At 40.9% G+C, this 22547-nt stretch carries 15 protein-coding genes; 11 read left to right on the top strand and 4 right to left on the bottom strand.

Translation table 11 applies throughout. From position 1 onward, the window contains the following. Window positions 1-4 precede the first annotated feature (4 nt). A complete protein-coding gene (locus BMZ72_RS23035; RefSeq protein ID WP_255373270.1) occupies window positions 5-1381 on the top strand; it encodes a RagB/SusD family nutrient uptake outer membrane protein in 1377 nt (458 codons plus the stop codon). A gap of 112 nt (window positions 1382-1493) precedes the next feature. Here BMZ72_RS23035 and BMZ72_RS36400 read toward each other — a convergent pair whose 3' ends face one another. Then, a complete protein-coding gene (locus BMZ72_RS36400) occupies window positions 1494-1835 on the bottom strand; it encodes a hypothetical protein (RefSeq protein ID WP_143087755.1) in 342 nt (113 codons plus the stop codon). 351 nt (window positions 1836-2186) lie between these two features. Here BMZ72_RS36400 and BMZ72_RS23030 point away from each other — a divergent pair, with 351 nt between their 5' ends. The 7 genes from BMZ72_RS23030 to BMZ72_RS22995 all read left to right on the top strand — a co-directional run bounded on the left by BMZ72_RS23030 (window position 2187) and on the right by BMZ72_RS22995 (window position 14294). After that, a complete protein-coding gene (locus tag BMZ72_RS23030; RefSeq protein WP_089812051.1) occupies window positions 2187-4808 on the top strand; it encodes an alpha/beta hydrolase family protein in 2622 nt (873 codons plus the stop codon). Between the two features lie 521 nt (window positions 4809-5329). Further along, window positions 5330-6850, top strand: coding sequence for a hypothetical protein (locus BMZ72_RS23025; RefSeq protein WP_089812050.1), 1521 nt, complete (start codon window positions 5330-5332; stop codon window positions 6848-6850). 105 nt (window positions 6851-6955) lie between these two features. Continuing rightward, window positions 6956-10057 (top strand): FAD-dependent oxidoreductase, encoded by a 3102-nt coding sequence (locus BMZ72_RS23020; RefSeq protein ID WP_089812049.1) that lies wholly within the window; start codon window positions 6956-6958, stop codon window positions 10055-10057. Between the two features lie 89 nt (window positions 10058-10146). Next, entirely contained in the window at window positions 10147-10548 is a 402-nt protein-coding gene (locus tag BMZ72_RS23015; protein ID WP_177222904.1) for a TlpA family protein disulfide reductase, read from the top strand. A 707-nt stretch (window positions 10549-11255) separates the two neighbouring features. After that, on the top strand, window positions 11256-11675 hold the full coding sequence (locus tag BMZ72_RS23005; protein ID WP_089812046.1) for a very short patch repair endonuclease: 420 nt from the start codon (window positions 11256-11258) through the stop codon (window positions 11673-11675). 38 nt (window positions 11676-11713) lie between these two features. Continuing rightward, the gene (gene dcm, locus BMZ72_RS23000; protein WP_317043496.1) at window positions 11714-13024 is read left to right on the top strand and encodes a DNA (cytosine-5-)-methyltransferase; all 1311 of its coding nucleotides are present in this window, start codon (window positions 11714-11716) and stop codon (window positions 13022-13024) included. Window positions 13025-13034: 10 nt separating this feature from the next. Further along, window positions 13035-14294 (top strand): type II restriction endonuclease, encoded by a 1260-nt coding sequence (locus BMZ72_RS22995; RefSeq protein ID WP_089812044.1) that lies wholly within the window; start codon window positions 13035-13037, stop codon window positions 14292-14294. Between the two features lies 1 nt (window position 14295). Here the strand turns inward: BMZ72_RS22995 and BMZ72_RS22990 are convergent, their stop codons facing one another. Then, the gene (locus BMZ72_RS22990; RefSeq protein WP_089812043.1) at window positions 14296-16788 is read right to left on the bottom strand and encodes an alpha/beta hydrolase family protein; all 2493 of its coding nucleotides are present in this window, start codon (window positions 16786-16788) and stop codon (window positions 14296-14298) included. 286 nt (window positions 16789-17074) lie between these two features. Between BMZ72_RS22990 and BMZ72_RS22985 the strand changes: the two genes are divergently transcribed. Both BMZ72_RS22985 and BMZ72_RS22980 read left to right on the top strand, forming a co-directional pair. Further along, the gene (locus tag BMZ72_RS22985) at window positions 17075-17413 is read left to right on the top strand and encodes a hypothetical protein (protein WP_089812042.1); all 339 of its coding nucleotides are present in this window, start codon (window positions 17075-17077) and stop codon (window positions 17411-17413) included. Between the two features lie 119 nt (window positions 17414-17532). Beyond that, window positions 17533-17871: a hypothetical protein gene (locus tag BMZ72_RS22980; RefSeq protein WP_089812041.1), complete on the top strand. Its 339-nt coding sequence runs from the start codon at window positions 17533-17535 to the stop codon at window positions 17869-17871. A 24-nt stretch (window positions 17872-17895) separates the two neighbouring features. Here BMZ72_RS22980 and BMZ72_RS22975 read toward each other — a convergent pair whose 3' ends face one another. Further along, entirely contained in the window at window positions 17896-19725 is a 1830-nt protein-coding gene (locus BMZ72_RS22975) for a glycoside hydrolase family 2 protein (RefSeq protein WP_089812040.1), read from the bottom strand. 298 nt (window positions 19726-20023) lie between these two features. Continuing rightward, entirely contained in the window at window positions 20024-21028 is a 1005-nt protein-coding gene (locus BMZ72_RS22970) for a helix-turn-helix domain-containing protein (protein ID WP_089812039.1), read from the bottom strand. A 217-nt stretch (window positions 21029-21245) separates the two neighbouring features. On the opposite strand from BMZ72_RS22970, the gene BMZ72_RS22965 reads away from it, so the two are divergent. Continuing rightward, complete coding sequence (locus tag BMZ72_RS22965) at window positions 21246-22523, top strand: PepSY-associated TM helix domain-containing protein (protein WP_089812038.1); 1278 nt, start codon at window positions 21246-21248, stop codon at window positions 22521-22523. Window positions 22524-22547: the final 24 nt, after the last annotated feature.

Here is a 22547-nt window from a genome sequence, read left to right as displayed (position 1 = left end):
AATAATGTTTTTTTTTATTTTTCTATCATTTTCTTGTAAGCGATTTTTGGATGTCGGCAATCCTCCAGATAAAGTGGTTGCTGACTATGTATATAAATATGATGCGTCCGCTAATTCTGTGTTAACGGGGATTTTTTTCTCACTTCAGCAGCGCTTTCAAGGAGGAAGCTATGCAATATCTACATTTTATGGATTATGTGCGGATGAATGTTCCACTTTAGTGGGAAGTGTTTGTTACGATATTTATACGAATAATAGCACCTCCGAATATTGGGTCCCATTTTATGAAATAGTTTATAGAGCAAATGCTGCTATTGAAGGATTAAGTAAGTCAACTACTTTGACCCCAATGCTAAAGGAAAGATTGATTGGAGAAGCTAAATTTGTACGGGCTTTTATATATTTTTATTTGGTTAATATATATGGTGATGTTCCATTGGTGACTACAACAGACTATAAATTAAATATCAAATTGAGTAGGGCCCCAGAAAAGCAAGTATATATACAAATTATTAATGATCTTATTGATGCTCAGAATTTATTAGACGATGAGTACTTAGATACAGATGGTTTACATTCTTCAATAGAGCGAATTCGACCTAACAAGTGGGCGGCAACGGCTTTACTCGCACGTGTATATTTATACAGTGGTGAATTGGAGAATGCGATTAGACAATCGACACTGCTTATTGATAACAAACAGATGTTTGATACTGTACAAATAAGCGATGTGTTTTTGAAAAATAACAAGGAAGCAATTTGGCAATTATATCCTGTGGATGTCAATGGGATATTTAAAAATACCTTAGATGCACCAGGGTTGGTATTAGTAGCAGGGCCAGATTACTTTGATCACCCCGTTTGGATGAGTGATGATCTGTTCAATAGTATTGAGAAAAATGATCTCCGGAAGAAATATTGGATTGGTGTTGATTCCTCAACAGGAGTTAAATACAATTTCTTTTATAAATATAAGTTGTCAAATGCAGACGATGAATCCGGTGAATATTTCATGGTTTTAAGATTAGCTGAACAATACTTGATTAGAGCTGAGGCAAGGGTTAGAAATGGGGATATCCCAGAAGGACTCGTTGATTTGAACTTAATAAGAAGACGTGCAGGGTTAAAAGATATTGAGATTGACGACACTCCTAAGATCTTGACTAAGATTTTACACGAAAGGCAAGTAGAGATGTTTATGGAGTGGGGACATCGTTGGTTTGACCTAAAAAGACTCGGATATCTTGATAATGTTATGTCAAAAGTTGCAGATGAGAAGGGATCTGTATGGTATACCTATAGGAAATGGGATGCAATACCTACAAGTGATTTATTATTAAATTCTAATCTTAAGCAAAATGAAGGATATCCCTCTCCATAAAGATGAAAGCGAATTTGCGTAGGCAAATGTTTATGCATGGCTAGTGTTATACTAGCCATGCATAATTTTTAATCAACGATAAAGGCTTAAAGCCTTTTTGAATAGTCAATGATCAAGGAACTACAGTAGTGAATGTTTGGGTTGTTGTACATGTTGGGTAACTAGTTGTGATAGTAGTACCCAAGGTAGTAAATGTTCCTAAGGTCGTTGCTGATGATGTAAGAGTGTTAACTAATACGCCTTCATTTGTGATCCAACGATCAGTTGTTGTACAAAGAACAGGAAGAGCAGGGCTTGTTACTTTGTAATAAGTTGAACCGTTGATAACAGTGCTAATTCTTGTGGTAGTTGTAAATGCCTGCAACGCAGTGAATTTTGGTGCGTTAAAAGCAAGAACTCCTCCAACGAATGCAAATAAGGCGATGGATGCCAGAATGATTTTTGCCTTTTTCATATACGAAAATGCTTTTTGGGTTAAAAGCTAACCTTTGGGTTAAGAAATGATGCCTACTTTTTTAGAAGGGGTTCGGCGTTCGCCCTAAAAAGTTTTGATATTTATTCTTAGTGAAATTAGCCAAGGATTGGTTTAGGCGGCATAGTAGGGGTTAAAAAAAAATGGTACATCATGGCATTTTATCTAAAATACTCATATTGTAAATAATCATTTATTTTATACTAGTGCCCATTGGATGGATGCTAGTATGAAATTTTCCGTGTCTCGTATATAATCTTCTGTATCCCTAATGTTCAGTATACCTAAAGGTTAATATATTGTATGTGATTTTTAATTACATTAATTCGTTTTATGTCTAGTTATAAAAGCATTATCTTCTTTTTATTGATTTTCGATTTTTGCATTGGTTTTACATGTTTGGGACAAAAGCGACTAATTGAGAATGCTGTCTATAAAGAATGGAATAAACTTTCAGACTATAAACTATCTAATGATGGCAGGTTTATTGAATATTCATATAGCAATGAGCGAGATGGGGCTACTCTTGTTATTTGTTATAAAAATGGAAGGTTAATACGTTCTTTGTCTAATGTTGGAAATGGAAAATTTACATCAAACAGTCGACGGTTTGTTTTTGAAAGTGAAAATGGTATTGGTATTATAGACTTAGAAAATAATAGTGTAAAAACCATATTAGGTGCAAAGTGGTTCGCAATACCTAATGATGGAAATGGAAATTGGATAAGTTACTTTATCGGTGACACACTTTTCTTAGCGGAATTTAAAGATTCGAGTTTTAAAAGATACGCAGGTGCTGTTAAAAGTCTGTTTAATCCAAACGGAAATGCCGTTTTAGTTGAAATGGGAGACAGTTTAATTTATAAGGATTTGCAAAAGAAAATGGATAAGGTTATCTATCGAGGGCATAACGATGGAAATTATATTTTTGATCAATCAAGCTCGAAACTTGTTTTTTCGGTTTCAGATTCGATCGGATCAAAAATTTTTATATTCCGACCGGGTATGGAGCATGCAGAAGTGATTCTAGATCAAGAATCTGCGAATCTCACTAAAAATGAGCGGATTTTGCCAGATCAGCTTTCTTTTAGTGAAAAAGGGAATCGGCTTTTTTTGAAATTTGGCGATCTTGAATTTGAGAGAAATGATCAGAATGTACAATTATTATCAAGTCTTGATATATGGTCATACAAGGATTCAATTTTATACTCGCAACAACAATATGATTATTTACGTGAACCACGTAGGACGTTTTCCGCTGTTTACAATTTTTCTAATGCAACTTTTATTCGCTTAGAAAATAAATATTGGAGTTTATTGTGGCCTCCGATCGGTAAATATGCTATGGTTGTTAATAAAATAAGTAATCTTGAAGCTTATTGGCAATCAGATAAACCTCAACTTTATAAGTTAATATCTTTGGAAAAAGGAGATACTATATATACCATATCTTCAGCACAGGGAGTTTATCAGCCGTTTATCTCGCCTAACGAAAAATATATGTACTGGTATGATAGTTCTCAACACCAGTATGTATGTTTTGACATTGCTAGGCGAGAGGGGAAAATTGTTAGTGCTGGAATTTCCAGCAAGTTATATAATAACCAGACCAATCGCCCTGAAAAATATGCATTTGGGATTGCTGGGTGGATTAAAAATGATTCGCGCTTTCTATGTTATGATGAATATGATATTTGGGAAATAGATCCATCTGGTGTTGTTAAGCCAATAAATATTACTAACGAATTTGGAAGGAATAACAAGATTAAGCTTCGTAGCGCGGTGCCTAAAGATAGACTTGCAACATATCAAGATTCTGATTCTCTCCCTATAACCGCGTTGGATATAACTACCAGGAAGAATGGTTTTACCAAGGCAAGGCTAGGTCACGTTAATAAAATGACATCAATTCCTATGGAAGAATGTTTATATTATTTCCCATCTATTTATGCATTGGATCCTCCGCCTCCCTTAAAAGCTAAATTTGCAGATGTCTACCTACTTCAGAAACAAAGCGCTAAACGTCCTCCTAATTTAGTTATTACTGAAGATTTTAATAGTTTTATCTCAGTCTCTAACATAGAGCCCCAAGTCGAATTTAATTGGATGACTTCAGAGTTGGTCAGATGGAAAATGAAGAATGGCGAAATCGGAGTCGGAATACTTTATAAACCCGAGAATTTTGATTCAACGAAAAAATACCCAGTTATTTTTAATTACTATGAAGGTTGTAGTAATGAAGTTTTTAGATTTCGTTATCCGGATTTAAGTATTGGGACTTTGAGTATTCCGTGGTATGTTAGTAATGGATATCTTGTATTTATGCCTGATATTTATAGAGAAACCGGATTATTGGGAGAAGGAATAAGTAATTCGGTGGTATCTGCTGCTCGATATCTGTCAGGATTCCGATATGTAGATAGTACCAAGCTAGGATTGCAAGGGCATAGCTTTGGTGGGTATGAAACAAATTATCTGATTTCACATTGTAATCTATTCGCTGCAGCACAACCATCCGCCGGTATTTCGGATCTGTTTGGATACTTCGGAGGCCTTGGGTTTGGTGAGAAAAGTCTTAGCTTTCTATTAGAGAAAGGAATATTTAATATTGGAGCATCTCCTTGGGCCTCTCCAGATTTATATACTAGAAATTCACTTATCCCATACGCGGATAAAGTAAAGACACCGGTGTTAATAATGCATAATAAAAAGGATGGTAGTGTTCCTTTTTCACAAGCCGTATCACAATTTATAGCTCTTAGAAGGAATAGAAATCCAACTTGGCTGCTTCAATATGATGGGGAAGGACACGTGCTTTCTAATGTAGAGAATAAAATGGATTTTACGATTCGTCAGCAACAGTTTTTTGATTATTATTTAAAAGGATTGCCACTGCCCTATTGGATGGGCAATAGCATGCCTCTAAATTTTAATAGAGTTAAATCTGACTTTTGATCTTTTTCTCTAAAAGATAATAGACTATAAAATATATTATCACAAACTATTGTCTTAACTTGCTCTGAGTGAGAAATGTGAAATCTGTAGTGGTATTCAACATGGATTGCCATCGTCTCTAATATTAATTGTTTGAGATTTTTCTGGAGTTATAGACGTGATATTTTTATTACAAAAGAATCGTTTTCAATATATTTTTATAGTTCGATCAACAATTGTTTGGATACCAATTAAAATATCAATTGTCAATCTATTTATTCCAATGTCGGCAATCCTTTGGATAACTGGGGCTTGCTCTGGCTTTCCATATGATAGCTGATCAAAGTTTGATTAGAATTAATTTCTGATTAGAATCAAAAATGAACTCTCTACATACGGTATTTCCCCTTTTCGCATTTATCTTAGCCCTCTAAGAAATCCCCAAAGCACAGCTTAGAGAAATAATTCTCTATCTCGTAACTTAGAACTCTGTTTCCTTAATTAACTTTCCTGTTAAAGTTGATATGCTAAGCTGAGCTCTTATGGAATTTAAACCCTTATTATTTCCTAACGCCTTTGTTTGTAATGTCTGGATTGAAAAAGATAACAGATGGTTATTGCTTATTTCCATCTTATTGGCCATGCTTTTGTTAATTGTCAATCTTAGACTTTACCCCTTCCCCAACTTCCTTCCTGATTCTTATTCGTACATAGATGCCGCATTCAATAACGTAAATATCAATATGTGGCCAGTCGGATATTCAAAATTCCTTCGCTTTATAAGCGTATTCAATAGATCTAGCACGGGCCTGGTCATTGTTCAATACTCCCTTTTACAATTCTCAATACTGTCCTTTCTATTTTCAATCAAATACCTACTTCAACCTGGTAAATTGCTCACTCGCATACTATTCGCCTTGCTCGTACTCAATCCTTTATGGTTATACATCGCCAACTTCGTCTCAAGCGACGCCTTATTCGCCACTTTCAGCTTACTCTGGCTAACAACCCTTTTCTGGCTCATTTACGAACCTAATACGCGCATGTTTATCCTACATGCCCTAATACTAGGGTTTGTATTCTCAGTACGCTATAATGCCTTATATTACCCAATAATAAGTATACTGGTGGTATTTATAACCAAGGGCATCTTAAAAGAGAAGTTGTTAAGATTAGCTATAGTATTGCTTCCTGTAGCCTGGTTCTTCACATATACCACTTTAACGTTTAAGGAAAACTTAGGCGTCGCAATATTCTCTCCTTTCGGCGGCTGGCAAATAGGAAGCAATGCGCTATTTATGTATGCTCACGTTCCGCCTCAAAGATCAAATATTCCTAAACAGTTTGTGAAATTGCACAATTTCACTATACAACACATGGACTCACTTAATAAATTAAAACAACGCCCCGACGGAGAACTTGGTATCTATTACCTCTGGGACGAAAAAGCTCCTTTAAAGCTCTATTTAGCTGATAAGTATAAAAAAGACAGTACTACGCCATACTTAAAACGTTGGGCCTCTGTGTCGCCTCTATATGGCCAGTACGGGACATGGTTGATCAAGCAACACCCTGCGGAGTTTATTAAATACTACATTTGGCCTAATTTTCTAAATTACTACTCCCCACCAACTGAGTTTTTGGGTATTTATAACATGGGCAGTGACACAGTAGATCCCGGCGCAGTCACCTGGTTCGGATACAAATCCAACAAAGTCCATCATTTCTCCAAAAACAAAAACATCATCCTCACTGCAATATTCCCGCTGCTATTGGCAATGATTAATGTAATCTTCTTCTTCGGATTCATCGGTTTTGTAATATTAGGCGGCTTCTCTAAAGTCAGCCCTTACTACAGGAAAGTTTTATGGGTGATGTTAATCATCTGGCTTGGCAACCTCGCCTTCAGTGTACTGGCATCGCCAATAGTATTACGATACCAGGCATTCCCATTTATTTTCACGTTGACTTTCGCAGTGCTATTACTAGGATTTGTCATCCAGGAAAGCCGGCAGGAGTCAAAACCAGTCGAAGAAAGCCCGGTTCCAGACCCAGCTATATAATTATCCGCTTTCTCCTAACAAATGGGAATAAATACTGTGGTATTTTAGAATAGTTAACCATGACCCTCTTGAGGCGCCCTGTTTCACATTTATCAATACCACATTATGGAGTCAAAAAGAAAAGCCATTATCATTGGAGCAGGTCCTGCTGGACTGACTGCTGCTTATGAGATGTTACAGCGTACAGATATTATCCCTGTTATATTAGAGAAAAGCGGAGATATAGGTGGTATCTCAAAAACGATTAACTATAAAGGCAACCGTATGGATATCGGTGGCCACCGTTTTTTCTCTAAATCAGATAGAGTGATGCAATGGTGGTTAAATATATTGCCATTGGAACCCGGGAGTGATAGTCACAAGATCTCTTACCAGAATAAAACGAGGGAAGTAAACAGAAAAGATTTCCCCGGTATTAAGAGTGATGATCCTGATAAGGTAATGCTGGTACGTAATAGATTGTCCAGGATCTACTTTTTGCGCAGGTTCTTTACATATCCTATTACATTATCCGTAGATACGCTAAGAAAACTAGGCGTAGGCCGGACGATCGCCATCCTCATTTCTTATTTATGGGCGCAATTATTCCCTAAGAAGCCCGAGAAGAGTCTGGCTGATTTTATGATCAATCGCTTTGGGAAGACTTTATATAACCTCTTCTTTAAAGATTACACAGAGAAAGTGTGGGGTGTACCATGTGATGAGATCCCGGCGGAATGGGGCGCTCAACGCATCAAAGGCGTGAGTATTCGGAAAGCTATTGAGCATGCGATACAGGAATTATCAAAAAAGAAGACAAAAGATCAGGGAGATATTGCGCAAAAAGGTACAGAGACAAGTCTGATCGAAAAATTCTTCTATCCTAAGCTTGGGCCCGGACAGCTATGGGAGGAAGTCGCCAGACAAGTACAGGAGATGGGGGGCATTATCCACATGCATTGTGATGTAAAGAATATTTATACAGAAGATAATAAGGTAACGGCAGTAACGGCCGTAAACAGAGAGACCGGAGAAGAACTGCGGTTAACTGGTGATTATTTCTTCAGCACTATGCCTGTTAAAGAGCTGATAGGCGGTATTGTAGGCGATGTGCCAGCTCAGGTGAGGGATATCGCATCTAAATTGCAATACAGGGATTTCATTACCGTCGGTATTTTATTAAGGAAATTATCCTTCCTGGATAAACACACGGGGGAATGGAAGCCTTTGAAGCTGGAAGATACCTGGATATACATCCAGGAGAAAGATGTAAAGGTGGGTCGCCTGCAGCTGTTCAATAACTGGAGCCCTTATATGGTGAAAGATCCAGATACCGCCTGGGTAGGAATGGAGTTTTTCTGTAATGAAACCGACGATTTCTGGAAATTACCTGATAGTGAGATCTCTGCTTTAGCAATCCGGGAGTTGGAGAAGATCGGTTTGGCATCCACAGACAATGTATTAGATAGTACAGTGCTGAGAGTAGAAAAGACTTACCCTGCGTACTTCGGTGCTTATGAACAATTCGATCAGGTGAGAGCTTATACAGATAAGCTGGAGAATATATTCCTGGTGGGACGTAACGGTATGCATAAGTATAACAATGCAGACCACTCCATGCTTACTGCCATGGTAGCGGTTGATAATATCATTGCTGGTGTTACTGCGAAAGATAACATCTGGGCGATTAACACCGAGCAGGAATATCATGAAGAGAAATCCACAGATGAAGTGCCAGTCGCAGTAGCACCTAAGAGAGTGCCTTCTTTTAAGGAGTTTATATGGGGCCAGCCCTGGAATAAAGCACTGATCTGGTTTGCAGGCCTGGCTGTCATTTTGCAGTTCCTGGTATTTAAACATTTCTATCCATCAGCCGGATTTATTGATGGAGATTCTTATGTTTACCTGGAATCCGCATTTGGCAACTTTAGTATAAACACTTATCCGATTGGTTATTCCAAATTTTTAAGATTCTTCAGTACGTTCACCATATGGGATACCGCATTGGTCGGTTTCCAATATCTGCTCTTACAGTCCAGCGCATTGATGCTCATATTAACGCTGGCTTATTTCTACAGACCAGGAAAGGTTATATTCGGATTGTTATTCGCAGGAATGATATTTAATCCGGTATTTCTTTTCATTGCCAATTATGTATCCAGTGACGCGTTATTTCTTAGTCTGAGCTTGATCTGGTTTACATTGTTACTGTGGATATTGCATCGACCTAATAAAGGTCTGATCATCTGGCATGCGGTTATTATTCTGTTAGCCTTCACCGTGAGGTACAACGCGCTGTTTTATCCTATAGTTGCTGCCATCGCCTTTATTATCAGCAGACAACCATGGAGAATGAAGGTGATTGGGATGCTGTCAAGTTTAGTACTTATTGCGGGATTTGTCTGGCATACCAGCAATCAATATGATAGACTCACTGGTATCCGTCAGTTCTCTCCTTTCAGCGGTTGGCAGATGGCCAATAATGCGCTTTATGCTTACCGCTTTGTCCAGGACGAACCACCACCTCCTATGCCCGCGAAGTTTAAACAACTCGACAAGATGGTGCGCACCTACTTTGATACAACAAGGAACGTTTTCATGCATCAGCAGGAAATGATGATCGCGAATACCTGGTATATGTGGGATCCGAAATCTCCTCTACAGCAATACATGTATCAGAAGTTCAAAAAAGACTCCACTGCGCATATACTAAAGAAATGGGCCTCCGTAGGACCGCTGTTTTCTGAATATGGTGCTTACCTGATCAAACAGTACCCGGTTACGTTTACCCAATACTACCTGGTGCCCAATACCATGAAGTACTATGCGCCACCGGTTGAGTTTCTGGATACCTATAATATGGGTAAAGATAGTATTGCACCTATCGGCCAGCAATGGTTCGGATTTGAATCCCGCAAATTAAAAACTCATTTCAAAGATCTGAAAGTCACCATTCTCAACTTCTACCCTATCCTTGTAGGGATGATGAACGTTGTCTTCATATTCAGTTTGTTTGGCTTTGTACTATTAAAAGGTTTCAAATACAACAAAGCCTTATCCGTTGGATTGCTGCTGGCTTTTGGTTTATGGATTATCAACTTTGGATTTAGTGTATTCGCATCCCAGATCGCTTTGCGATTCCAGATGCTGCCGATATTAATATTTTTCTCCTTCGGACTGCTACTGATAGATTATATCTGGAAAGCAGCCAATAATAAAATATCATAAAGATGAGAGTATTGTTTGTAGCCCTGTTTTTAATAGGGATATTCAGTTGCGAAAGACAAAGGCCATTGCCTCCGGGAATCGATAGAAAGATGCCTGATTTTAAAATTCAATTGCTGGACACTACTGTTAAAATAAATACAGCTTCTATTCCCAAAGGACAACCGGTGGTATTGTTTTTCTTTGGCCCTGATTGTCCATATTGTCAGGCCTTGACCAGAGAGTTGACAAAACGAATGGATGAGTTAAAAGATACCCGGTTTTACCTGGTAAGCGCGGCTGATTTCAAGGAGATCCATATGTATGATACCTTGTTTAAGCTAGATAAATTCAAGAATGTTACAATTGGTAAGGATGTCAACGGATTTTTCTTTAGCTATTATAAGGCGCCGGGATTTCCTTATTTGGCAGTGTATGACAAGAAGAAAGAATTTAGGGAAATTATCATTGGGGGTATCAGTGTGGATTCTTTGAAAAAGGTAATTCGTAGCTAGAAACGATCAAAATATTTTCATAAACTGCCGGTATGCGTAATTGTACTGCCGGCAGTTTATTTTTATAGCTGCATAAATATGTCATTTTTGAAGGAAAATATCTACATATATAGTTCGGTTTTTATTGATGGATGTTGCTTTTAATACATTAAATTTTATTTTAGCGATATAAACCGTAGAACCCTCCGGCAATATGACGAAGCTGCGAAGTGCAATTACGGCTGTATATAAAGGATAGCTGATTTTCTGTAAATTCATTTCATCGAATGATGCTGGTGAAACAGGCGTTCACCAGTCTCGTCTATACATGCCCCAAGATGCAATACCATTCATGTTTCATATAGCTGGAGAAATGAGTAAATCTGAAAAGCATTGTCCGGAGTTCTGGCAGATTGTGGAAAAGTCGGACCTGTCGTATGCTATAATTTCAGCAGGTAGAAAAAATTCCTATAGTCATCCTTCATATGCTCTAGTTAGAGCATTTCATACAGATGGATTTCATGTTTGTTGCACAAATATTGTGAATGGAATGGCGAGACATCTGGCTGAAATAAGAGCCATGAAATTAAAAATTTATATGTTTGGTGAAATCGCCTATGAATACGGGAAGTCTAATGATAAGGTTTTTGAACTCAGGGACAAAATCTTCAGATTAACTTAGACTTCGGTAAATTTCAGGATCAACCTTTGCTGTAAATATCTTTCATATGGCAGATGTACATAGTGTAGAGACCCGTAGTTACAACATGAGCCAGATTAAAGGTAAGAACACAAAACCTGAGATGCTGGTTCGTAAATTCCTTCATGCAAATGGATTCAGGTACCGGTTGCATGTAAAGGACATGCCTGGCCGCCCTGACATCATACTTCCTAAATACAAAACAGTAATATTTATCAATGGCTGTTTCTGGCATGGGCATGAAGGATGTAAATATTATGTAATACCTAAGACCAGAACAGATTGGTGGCGGCAAAAGATCAATTCAAATATAAACAACGACAGGAAAGCCTGTCAGAAGCTGACTGAAAATCAATGGAATGTCATTGTTATCTGGGAATGTGAACTTAGAAAAGACAAATTGGAGAATACACTGAAGGAATTGTTAGTAAAGTTGGGGAAAACGTGATTTTGTGGGTTTACTAAATTGTTGTTATTTGCGACATAATGTCAAAAATAGACCCAGCGATGGCTGAAAAGTTTGCAGAGTTATTAGAAAAAGCAGGTTTGTCTGTTGAGGATGCTGCTGAAAAATATGGTGTTACAAAGCGCACAATTTATAGGTGGGAAAAGGGTGAGGCAGATCCCAGAGCTTATGTCATAAAGGATCTTAAAGCAATCATCAGGGCTGCTAATTCTGTTGCTCACGGTCCGGAGCATCGTTATGACTTCAGATATATAGATTTGTTTGCCGGAATAGGTGGCTTCAGGAAAGCCTTTGATTCCATAAATGGACAGTGCGTATTCACAAGTGAATGGGACAAATCCTGTCGCGTAACATATCAGGCAAACTACATATGTGATCATCCCGTAGCTGGTGACATAAGGGAATATACCAGTTCTCCTGAAGCTCTTAATAACATACCAGCCCACGACTTTCTTGTTGGAGGTTTTCCCTGTCAGCCATTTTCCCTGGCTGGAGTATCAAAGAAAAATTCCCTTGGAAGAACACATGGATTTCTTGATGAAACTCAGGGGACATTGTTTTTTGATCTCGCAAAGATATTGCAGCATCACAGACCAGCTGCTTTTTTGCTGGAAAACGTTAAGAATCTAAGAAGCCATGATAAGGGGAGAACTTTTGATATCATTTATAGAACGCTTACAGAAGAGCTTGGGTACAAGGTCTCTTATAAGATAATAGATGGGCGTGGCTGGGTACCCCAACATCGGGAACGTATATTTATTGCAGGCTTCCGGGAAGATGTCGGATTTACTTTTGAAGATTTCAAAATACCAGATAAGGATAAAAGCCCAAGACTAGGCTCTATACTGCATAAGCAGGGAGAAATGCCGGAAGATGGATCCCCCTATCTTACAGAAGAAGGTTATGTTGCTGAAAAGTATACACTGACTCCCCGTTTATGGGACTATCTCCGGGAATATCGTGAAAAACACAGTGCAAAAGGGAATGGATTTGGCTATAGTGTTTTCGGTCCTAACGATGTTACCCGTACCCTTTCTGCAAGATATCATAAGGATGGTTCTGAAATACTGATACACCAGGATGGTGATCGGCCGAGGAGACTTACTCCGCGTGAGTGCGCCCGTTTAATGGGTTTTGATCGTCCCGATGAATCCAGTTTTATAATTCCTGTTTCTGATACACAGGCATACAGACAGTTTGGTAATTCTGTAGTTGTGCCTGCTGCGGCGGCAATTGCTAAATTTATGAAGCCTTACATAAATGAAGTAATACGTCGCAGACAAGAAGCTCAGATGCGCCTACCTTTTGATAATCCTGAAATGATTGCTTAACATCACTGATATGCAGAACGGCCATCTCTCACAATATTTCCAATCAGTAGTGGCAAAAGTGCTGCGGACTGTTGAGGTCTATGGTACGAAGTCAAACCAACATGAGTTCAATGGGACAAAAGAATTGAAAAATGTTCTTTTTGAGACAGAGCGGGTAGACTTTGGCTGTAAACTTTTATGGATGAATGATGAGAATGATCCTATCACAGCAGATACAGTTGTCACATGGTATGATGCCCGGGAAGCGAGCCCTGATAGGAGTGAATATCGACTGTATTGTCCTGATAATGTGGTGATGAAGAATGCGCATGTCGGAGATGTTATGTTTCTTGCAAGAAAAACGGATAATACGTTACTCATCATAATCAGCCCTTCTGATAGTTCGGTGGTCAGTCAACTTTACTGGCTTTTCAACCTTACTCCGCCGCAAGGTAATTTGTTTTCCTTCTCGGAGCTTAATATAAAGGACAAAGCAATAGACTTTTCAGCGCGTTTTATAATGGAGGCTATTGGAATTGAATTGAAGGAATCTGAACATGAAAAGCTTGATGAATTAATTGCTAAATACAATGGGGAATTTCCTTCAGTGACTGAATTTTCCGAACTGGCACGCCGATCTCTTCCTGTGAAGATTGATGTAATTGAGGATCCGGATAATGCATTAATTGAATTGATGACATGGGAAGAGATGCTTTTTCGTCGGTTGGAAAAGCACAAAATAGCAGCCCGTTTAAGAGAGGGGTTTTTAAACGGAGATGAGCCCGATGTTGAAGCATTTATAGGGTTCTCGTTAAGCGTACTTAATCGACGAAAGGCTCGTGCTGGAAGCGCCTTTGAAGAACATGTTCAATATATTCTGAAGCAGCAGGGAATTTCTTATTCAAAGGGACAGATTACAGAGGATAAAGCAAAACCGGATTTTTTATTCCCACATGTTAAACTTTACCACAATCCTCTTGTTCCTGCTGAATTACTTACAATGCTTGGTGTAAAAACATCATTGAAGGATAGATGGAGACAGGTGTTGGCTGAGGCGGCAAGGATCAGTGCCAAACATTTACTTACTATGCAGCCTGGAATAAGTGATCATCAGCTCAATCAGATGAAAGCTCATCAGGTGCAATTAGTCCTTCCCAGGGGGATACATAAAACTTATAATCCCAAACAGCATGAATGGCTTATGTCTTTTCATGAATTTATAGGGATAGTCCGTGAAAAACAACAGCTAATTGCAAGTGGATTCAAAATACCTGATTTTCAGATGTCCTGATTTATTTCATCAAATACCTCCCAAAAAACTCCTCCTGCCTCCTCGTAAAATCCACCTGACACTCCCAATCATACAGCACATGCCCTTCCCCTTTATATTCCAGCAACCATACCGGCTTCCCCAAGCGCCTCAACGCTGTAAACAACGCCACCGACTGTGAAAATGGCACTGCCCCATCTTCCTTATTATGCATCATCAACAAAGGCGTATTAATTTTCTCCGCAAACAACACTGGCGAACCCTGGATATATAATGTAGGATCTTCCCAGGGTGCAACGCCCTGATTCATCTGCCCTACTTCAGAAATAAAATGATAACTGCGTCCGCTAAATCCCAATCCACCATGTAACCCGAATAATTCAGCCGGTGCAGCGGAAGACTGTGCCGCGGCAAACAAGTTAGAATGCGCGATAATGTAGTTAGTCTCATATCCGCCAAAGCTATGCCCCTGTAAACCTAGCCTGGCGGCATTTACATATGAACGCAGAGAAAGATACCGCGCAGCGGATTCAACCGTATTAAGAATACAAACACCACTTTTCCCGGTCGGACGATAAATATCCGGTACAAAAACAAGATATCCATTGCTTACATACCAGGCGATAGTCAAAGTACCAGAACTAAGCCGCACATGTGGAAAGACATTCAATTCGTTACTCCGTTCTTCATAATAAGTAAAGATGACCGGATATTTTAGCGTACTATCAAAGTTTTCAGGCTTATATAAAATCCCCGTTCCGGTTAGGCTATCCGATATGGGCCAATGTACCAGTTCAGCTGTCAGCCAGTTAAAGTTATGTTGTGGTTGTATATCAGAGAAAGGCGAAAACGTGCTGAAATCAGTAGTGATGACAAGATTAGGCGCCTGAGTAGCGCTTTGCTGTTGTAGTAAATACACATTTGCTTTCTTCGCTTTTATGGGCGGCGGAGGTTCAAATACCACCAGTGCAGGAAAATGATATACAACTGGATCCATTTTTATTGGTACAGGATTCGGATTGACTCCCAATACAATCTGCATAAATCCATTGTTTTTGTTACTATCCAGACATGTAAGTAGCAATGGCTCTTTTAAAGATAACGTTGACAACCGCTGTGGATAAACCATCCGCAGTGCTGTTTTGTGCTGGTGACCGTATTGGTTAGTAATATTTACAGGAGCCACTTGTCCGGAAGGATCCAGCATCCAGATATCATATTCATCATATAGCAACACCCGCTGGTCATTGGCCAGCCAGCCGGCAATTCCGTAAGTAAATATTTCTTTCCGGCTGATCCGCTCACGTATCAGCGGGACATTGATAGATTGGGTAAGACATCGGATTTTCCCACTGGCAGTTTCATAACTGAAATACTGCTTATTGGCAATATCATACCATATAACAAATCGCTCCCCCGGTGATAGTTGAATGTCACTTACCCGCTGAGGAGCATGAATGATATGCTGTTTCTTACCATCAAAGAGCGACAGGAGATCATAACTTTTAATCTGTTGATCATTCCAGTAACTATCTTCCTCATTCACCACATTAGATACTAGCGCGTATCTGTTGCCTGGTATTGAAGCCAGCGTTGTATCAATGTTTTCAAGATGTGTGATGGGACCTCTGGAGATTGGAACAACTGCAGAATAAGGAGTGTATGGGTCGGGCGCAGATTGCGACTGTAAACGAACATCCCGGTAATCCCATACGCTTACTTTGCTGTAAGAGGATTCGGTCTGCTTATCTCTTATCCTCATTGTTTTAACAAACAACAACTGATCGTCACCGCTGAATTGCAAAGGCAAATTCGCTAAGGAAGGAACCGTGACGTTAATAATAAGTCTTCCGCTATCCATTCCTTTATTAAAATAGTGCAACTGTACATCTGGTTGTACCCCGCTTGTAAAAGCTGCTGCTGTATCAGCATGTGCAAATGTGAGATTCTCTATGTTGCAACAGGACGAGATCTTTTGCCGATGCATCGTTGTCAAATCTAACCAGATGAGACTATCTCTGAAATTGAGCAACAGGACATTCCCTGACTCATTGAATAAAGAAGACAGCACTCCCTTGAATGGATATTCTTCACCACTATGCAGATCTTTTAATACCAGGGTGTCCGCTGCTTTTGCCGTCAACCATTGGCCGTTTCCATCTGCAGGTAAATTATAGTTACTCAGCCGCTTGTCAAATGAAATGGCGTTATCCCGAAGTGTTAGTACGCCCAGTCCTTGTGGAGAAGGAAAGACAAGATGTTTATTATCTGAAGTGAAAGCAGCATCCATTACCCCGGCGAAGATCCGGCTATAATTCCCATGAACAGACCGTACTACCAGCGAACTGCCTGCCAACTCAGACCCATATGTATACCAGATGTATTTCCCATTATCACAGATATTGTAATTTAATAGCATGTCCCATCCTTTGTAGGTCATGTTATTAATGGGAGGCTTTTGGGCACTGGTAACAGCAAGTTGGCAAAGGAGCAGCAGGATCAGTAAATATCTCATAATGATGGAGTCACTTTAATGTAGCTTGATGGGGGCGTATAATGCTTAGTAGATAGAGATAATTCATAGCAATTATTATACCTCAGTCCTATGTACCAGTATTGATAAAATGAAGACCTTTGAATAACTGAACATTTGAGAAGACCTGTATTCTACATATTCCTAGCTAAATAATTTTCATTTCCTTTTCATCTTACTTTAAAATATTGCCGGCCGGCATAATGGGCGTGCCGAAAACCATCAGAAAAGAGTAGGCACTTTTTGAGAATGATTTAATCCCCTCTATATGAAGAAAGCCAAGATCATCATTGTGCTGATCGCACTATTTGCTGTTGCCGGAGGTATGCTGGCATTTAAAGCAAGGTTTACACTGGATCAAGTATTCTATCCTACTACTATCGTTACCGTAGAGAGAGGTGGCATTACTTATTTTGTCACTGGTAACCTATGTACGTCATCGAATAGATGGATACATACACAATTAGGTGTATATTCGACTGTATGGCATCTGCTGACTGTACCATATACTACGCTTACATTAACGCAGGTTGGAGGACCATTAACTATCACTCTGCCATTTTATCCGTGTGTGACGATTTATACACGTACTACGCTTATAATGTAATATCATACAGGGCTTGTCACCACAGATAAGCCCTGTTTTTTAAATCCGCTGTATCCAAAGTAATCCTGCTATAATGAAAGTATTTTCGGGCGTCTCCACATTTAAAATTAAATCACATTATGAAGAAAGCTAAATTTTTGTTGGCCGCCCTGCTTGTATTAACAGTTACTGCAGGTATCTTTTCATTTAAGACAAACCGATTTACAAGTATTCCAGCCTGGAAGTATACGACTATGGTGAGAAGCGGTATTCTCCCATATTATACAACCACCTTTTTCTGCACTTCATCAGGAGATGTTTATTACATCTCTAACGGAGGTACCTGGTATACGACCACTTTTTATAGCGTTGGTTCGCCATCAGGAGTTATTACCCTGACTGCTCCTAATGGTGCGGCTATTACAATAGCTGATCAACCTTGTTCGGTAATAACAACTTATTTAACTACCGCATTTTAATGATGCACATCTCAGCCGGGGCCATCAGCGCCCGGCTGTTTGATGCGTTAATATCTGATTCACCTTCCGCATCTCTTCCGGCTTTATCTTCACCACCTTCCTGTCATACGTCATAAACCCATTCTCCTCCGACTCCACATCATACGGCTGTGTATAAATGGCTCCAGACAATCCCTGCTGCTCATACTTTTTCAACCGCTCCATCATATACGCATAGCGCTGTGCAAACCGATCCGCCGTTACCTGTATATATCCCCAGCTCGTGGCGGGCGCCCATTGATGTCCTGGTGTTGGCACTCTTACACCGCCCCATTCCCCTAATACCCTGGCTTTACCTGGCAAAGCCGGCGCAATGTAAGGACCAGGATAATAGTGTACATCTGCCACGTCACTACTGATCCAGCGGTCGCGGACAGGTGTATCGCTGTACTCATCCAGGTTTTCTCCCGAATGACCGTTGATAATACGGGAAGGGTCACTTTGTTTCATCCATTCGGTCAGTGTTTGCTGATTGTATTTCCCCCATCCTTCATTGAACAGGATCCACATCACAATGGATGGAAAGTGATGCAGCTGGCGGAGATTCTCCGCATTTTCCTGCTCAAACTGAGAAGTAGCGTAATAATCGGCATCCGCACAAGGGACCATATCCTGCCAGACCAGCATCCCCAGACTATCCGCATAATAATACCAGCGGTCGGGCTCTAGTTTGACATGTTTACGGATAGTATTGAACCCCATGTTTTTAATTGCCACAATGTCATATAGTAAGGCGGCATCGGTGGGAGCTGTATACAGCCCTTCCGGCCAGTATCCCTGGTCCAGGACGCCAAGATGGAAAGTATATTTATTATTGAGAAATAACCGGGGCATACCGCTACTATCAGGTTGTACTTTAATCTTCCGCATCCCGAAATAACTGTTGACCGAATCAATGACATGACCATCCTTTAACAGACGGATGGTCATATGATAAAGGAAGGGGTTTGCAGGACTCCATAGACGTGTAAAAGGCACACCGAGGTCCAGCATACGGCCTGCCCGGCCTTGCGTATGACCAGCTACCACAGCACCTGCATAAGCAGTGACATCAACAGTAACACCGGTCGTATCAGAAGTATTGACCCGCAGATTCAGACAATGGGCATCGATATCCGGGGTGGAATAAAGGTCGGTAATATAGGTAGGTGGGACAGTTTCCAGCCAGACTGTCTGCCAGATACCGCTGACGGCGGTATATAAGATCTTCCGCGGCCGCAGACTCTGTTTTCCGCAGGGATTAGGTCCGAGATTAGAAGGATCGAGTACTGTGACGACCAGCTCATTATCTCCCTCCTGCAATGAAGCGGTAATATCAAAAGAGAAATGCTGATAACCACCCATGTGCCGCCCGAGAAGTTTGCCATTCAGGAAAACAGCTGCCCGCCAGTCGACCGCGCCAAAGTGCAGCAATACGCGTTTACCACCATGCGTATCGGGTTTACGGATATGCCGCCTGTACCAGAGACGTTGTGTCGGTAATAGCTGTTTCTGGACGCCGGAAAGGGCCGATTCAATCGCGAAGGGTACCAGGATCTCTCCATCAAATTTATCCGGCATACCGGCATCCCAGTGCGTAATGGCATATTCCCAGAGACCATTCAGGTTCTGCCATTGGGAACGTACCATTTGTGGCCGGGGATATTCCGGGAGGACATTATCCGGGGAGACGGCTGTTGCCCATTGGGTCTGAACAGGGACCTGTTTCATCGCCCAGTGGCCCGAAAATCGATCGCCCTCACCAATGGCAAGGGCGATCTGAAAATAGGGGAAACATAGGGTAACAAACAAAAGCGTGCTTTTAAACGGTTTCATGTACCTGGGTTAAGTATGTTTAATGGGAGTATAATCAACGTAAAGAAAATTTAATTGGCATATTACAACTGGTATATGTTGCGATATAACTGAAATGGTAACATTGTAAGAAAAAGGGTCCCGGCTAGAAAGCCAGGACGTTGTTTTCCTCAATATACCATTAAATGTTCTTGTCGTATTATAGATCGTTATGGCAACGAAAACGAATAATATTGTTCTTTCTGTTTTAAAGTTACGTCATGACTATATGGTTCATGTTAGGAGTAATACGACGAACTTTGGAAAAAAAGAATTTCTCTTAAGAGTTGATACTGCTGTTTTTCCGAAGCTCTCGCGGACTCAGCGAAAACCGCTTCTTTACTGCATAAGAGAAGCTGGAATAATCCGTGTAACCGAATTCTTCCGCAAGATCCTGCAAGGGTACAGTCGTTTCCGTGAGTTTGCGGTAAATGATACGCATACGTGCATTCTGGAAGAAGTCGTATACCGTAATACCGTGACGACTCCGGAAGATCTCTTCCAGTTTCTTTTCATTTGTACCGGCAAATCTTGAAAGCTGTTTGAGGGTAGGAGGTGATGGCTGCTGCAGATGTTTCAGCAAGTGTACTTCAGTACGCTCTCCTCTTTCGTGGTCGGCGGCACTCAGGCCGTTGGCATCTGTTAAATAACGTGTAAGCATATCAAGTGATTCAATGATGAATTCTCCTGTTTTCTGTTCTCTGTATTTTTCGCTGGCTGCTTTGGGTAACTGGCGTTCTGTTATGTCTTGTATAATGTTGCGAAGCCGCTCGTGAGCAATCATATTTTGATCCAGGAGAGTAATGGTATTTTCATTAGATAATTTATTGAGTAATTCCTGCACGACGGGGAAGCTTTCCTGATAACTCCTCAGTTCATCTACCGGTATCTGAATCTCCAGCGCAACGTACAGACCAGGTGATTTAAACCTGACCAGGTGACGAAGACGCGGCGTTACGACAATGTTCATCTGATGCTGAAAAGTCTCGCTTTCGTGGCCATTCAGCTCGTAAAACATATTCCCCTTTAACGTATGGTGGAGCAGCAGGTCGTCCACATTTCCTTTTATTTTGAATGCTGTCGGTTTATTAATGATATAATGACTCATCCACGCCTTGTAGTTGTGATTGGCTACCTGCTGGAACAGGATACAGCCAAAGCTGTCACTCACCGCATAATACGGCTGGGTGCCCTGCAGCGCGTAGCTGGAATAGGCCGCTGGCAGGCCGGGGGTAAACAATATCGGCTGCCCTATTTGGGTTGAAATGGACAATGGTAGGGTCATCGTACTACCAAATTATAGAACGGTACTGCAGCCTCACTACCAGTGTTCAATTTTTATTTTTCCGTTTTGCGTAAGTCAAATTCCCTTTTCGTCTGGTTTTTCCATTTTAGCTCCCCGACTTTTGTCCCTTAAATCGGTAAGGAGACCCTATGCGACTGATGTGACCGGCCCCTACCGTACGGAAGCAATCCATTTCTTAAACATTTTGTCTGCCACCATGGGGAACAATACGCAAGCAAACGGCAAGAAAAAAGGCCCATCCTGGAGAAAAAAGCTCAATGCCTGGTTACACCTCTGGCTTGGACTTGCATCCGGGATTGTTGTATTTATCGTCGCGCTCACCGGCTGTATCTTTGTATTCCAGAAAGAGATCAGCGAATGGGTGCATCATGATATCCTGTTCGTCACCCCAAAAGAACAACCCGCTCTTCCCTTAAGTGTATTACAGGAAAAGGCCCAGGCTGCTCTTGGAAAGGATTTTCCGGTATTGAGCACTTTTACCTACCGTCAGCCGGATCGTGCATGGGAGTTCATTACCTACAAGGATGGCGATGAAAATGCCCTGACCCTCTTTGGTACCACCGCGTATTATAAAACGGCATATGTCAATCCATATACCGGTCAGGTAACAGCCGTACGTGACCTGAAGAAAGATTTCTTCGTCATCATAAAATATCTGCACTGGAGCCTGCTCCTCAATGATAAGTATGGTCAGCCGATCGTAGGCTGGAGCACCTTCATATTCGTTATCCTGCTCATTACCGGACTCATACTCTGGTGGCCTAAGAAATGGTCGAAAAAAGCCCGCGAACAGAGCTTTAAGATCAAATGGTCGGGCAACTTCAAACGTGTCAATTACGACCTCCATAACGTATTAGGGTTCTATGCCATGGCGATAGCCCTCGTACTCGCGCTGACAGGAATGGTATGGGCCTTTAAATGGTTCCAGACCACCGTTTATGTGGTCGCCTCACGTAGCGTGACTCCGCCAAAGCATAAAGAGGTGTTCTCCGATACCCTGGCGTTGCCACTGGCCAATGTCAATCCGCTGGATATTGCCTATGCCACCGCGGTAAAGCAGTTCCCGGAAGCCAGACGTATCGGCATACGGGCAACGCCTCCGGCCAGTAAGGCGACAATACGGATGTCCGTATACTGGGGAAAAGAAACCTACTATGACCGGGATGACCTGCAATTTGATAAAACAACAGGTCAATTGCTGTTACGGGAAACTTCGAAGGACAGAAATGCCGGTGAGAAACTGATCGGTATGAACTATGATATCCATGTAGGTGCGATTGCCGGATTACCGGGTAAGATCCTTGCCTTCTTTGCAAGCCTGATCTGCGCCAGTTTACCTGTTACCGGGTTCCTGGTATGGTGGAATAAGGGAAAGAAAGAGAAGAGAGCTGCAAAACACAACAAACAGCATCACCGGAAAGTACATCATGCGCATGCCGAAGAAAAGGCAGTGTCAGCTATAGCTGGACATTAACAACGCGTAGTAATAGCCCACATA

It is taken from the genome of Chitinophaga sp. YR627, from assembly GCF_900114995.1.
Lineage (GTDB): Bacteria > Bacteroidota > Bacteroidia > Chitinophagales > Chitinophagaceae > Chitinophaga.
Note: the sequence above shows the minus strand (reverse complement) of the source record. Positions and strands in the feature narration are given on the sequence as shown.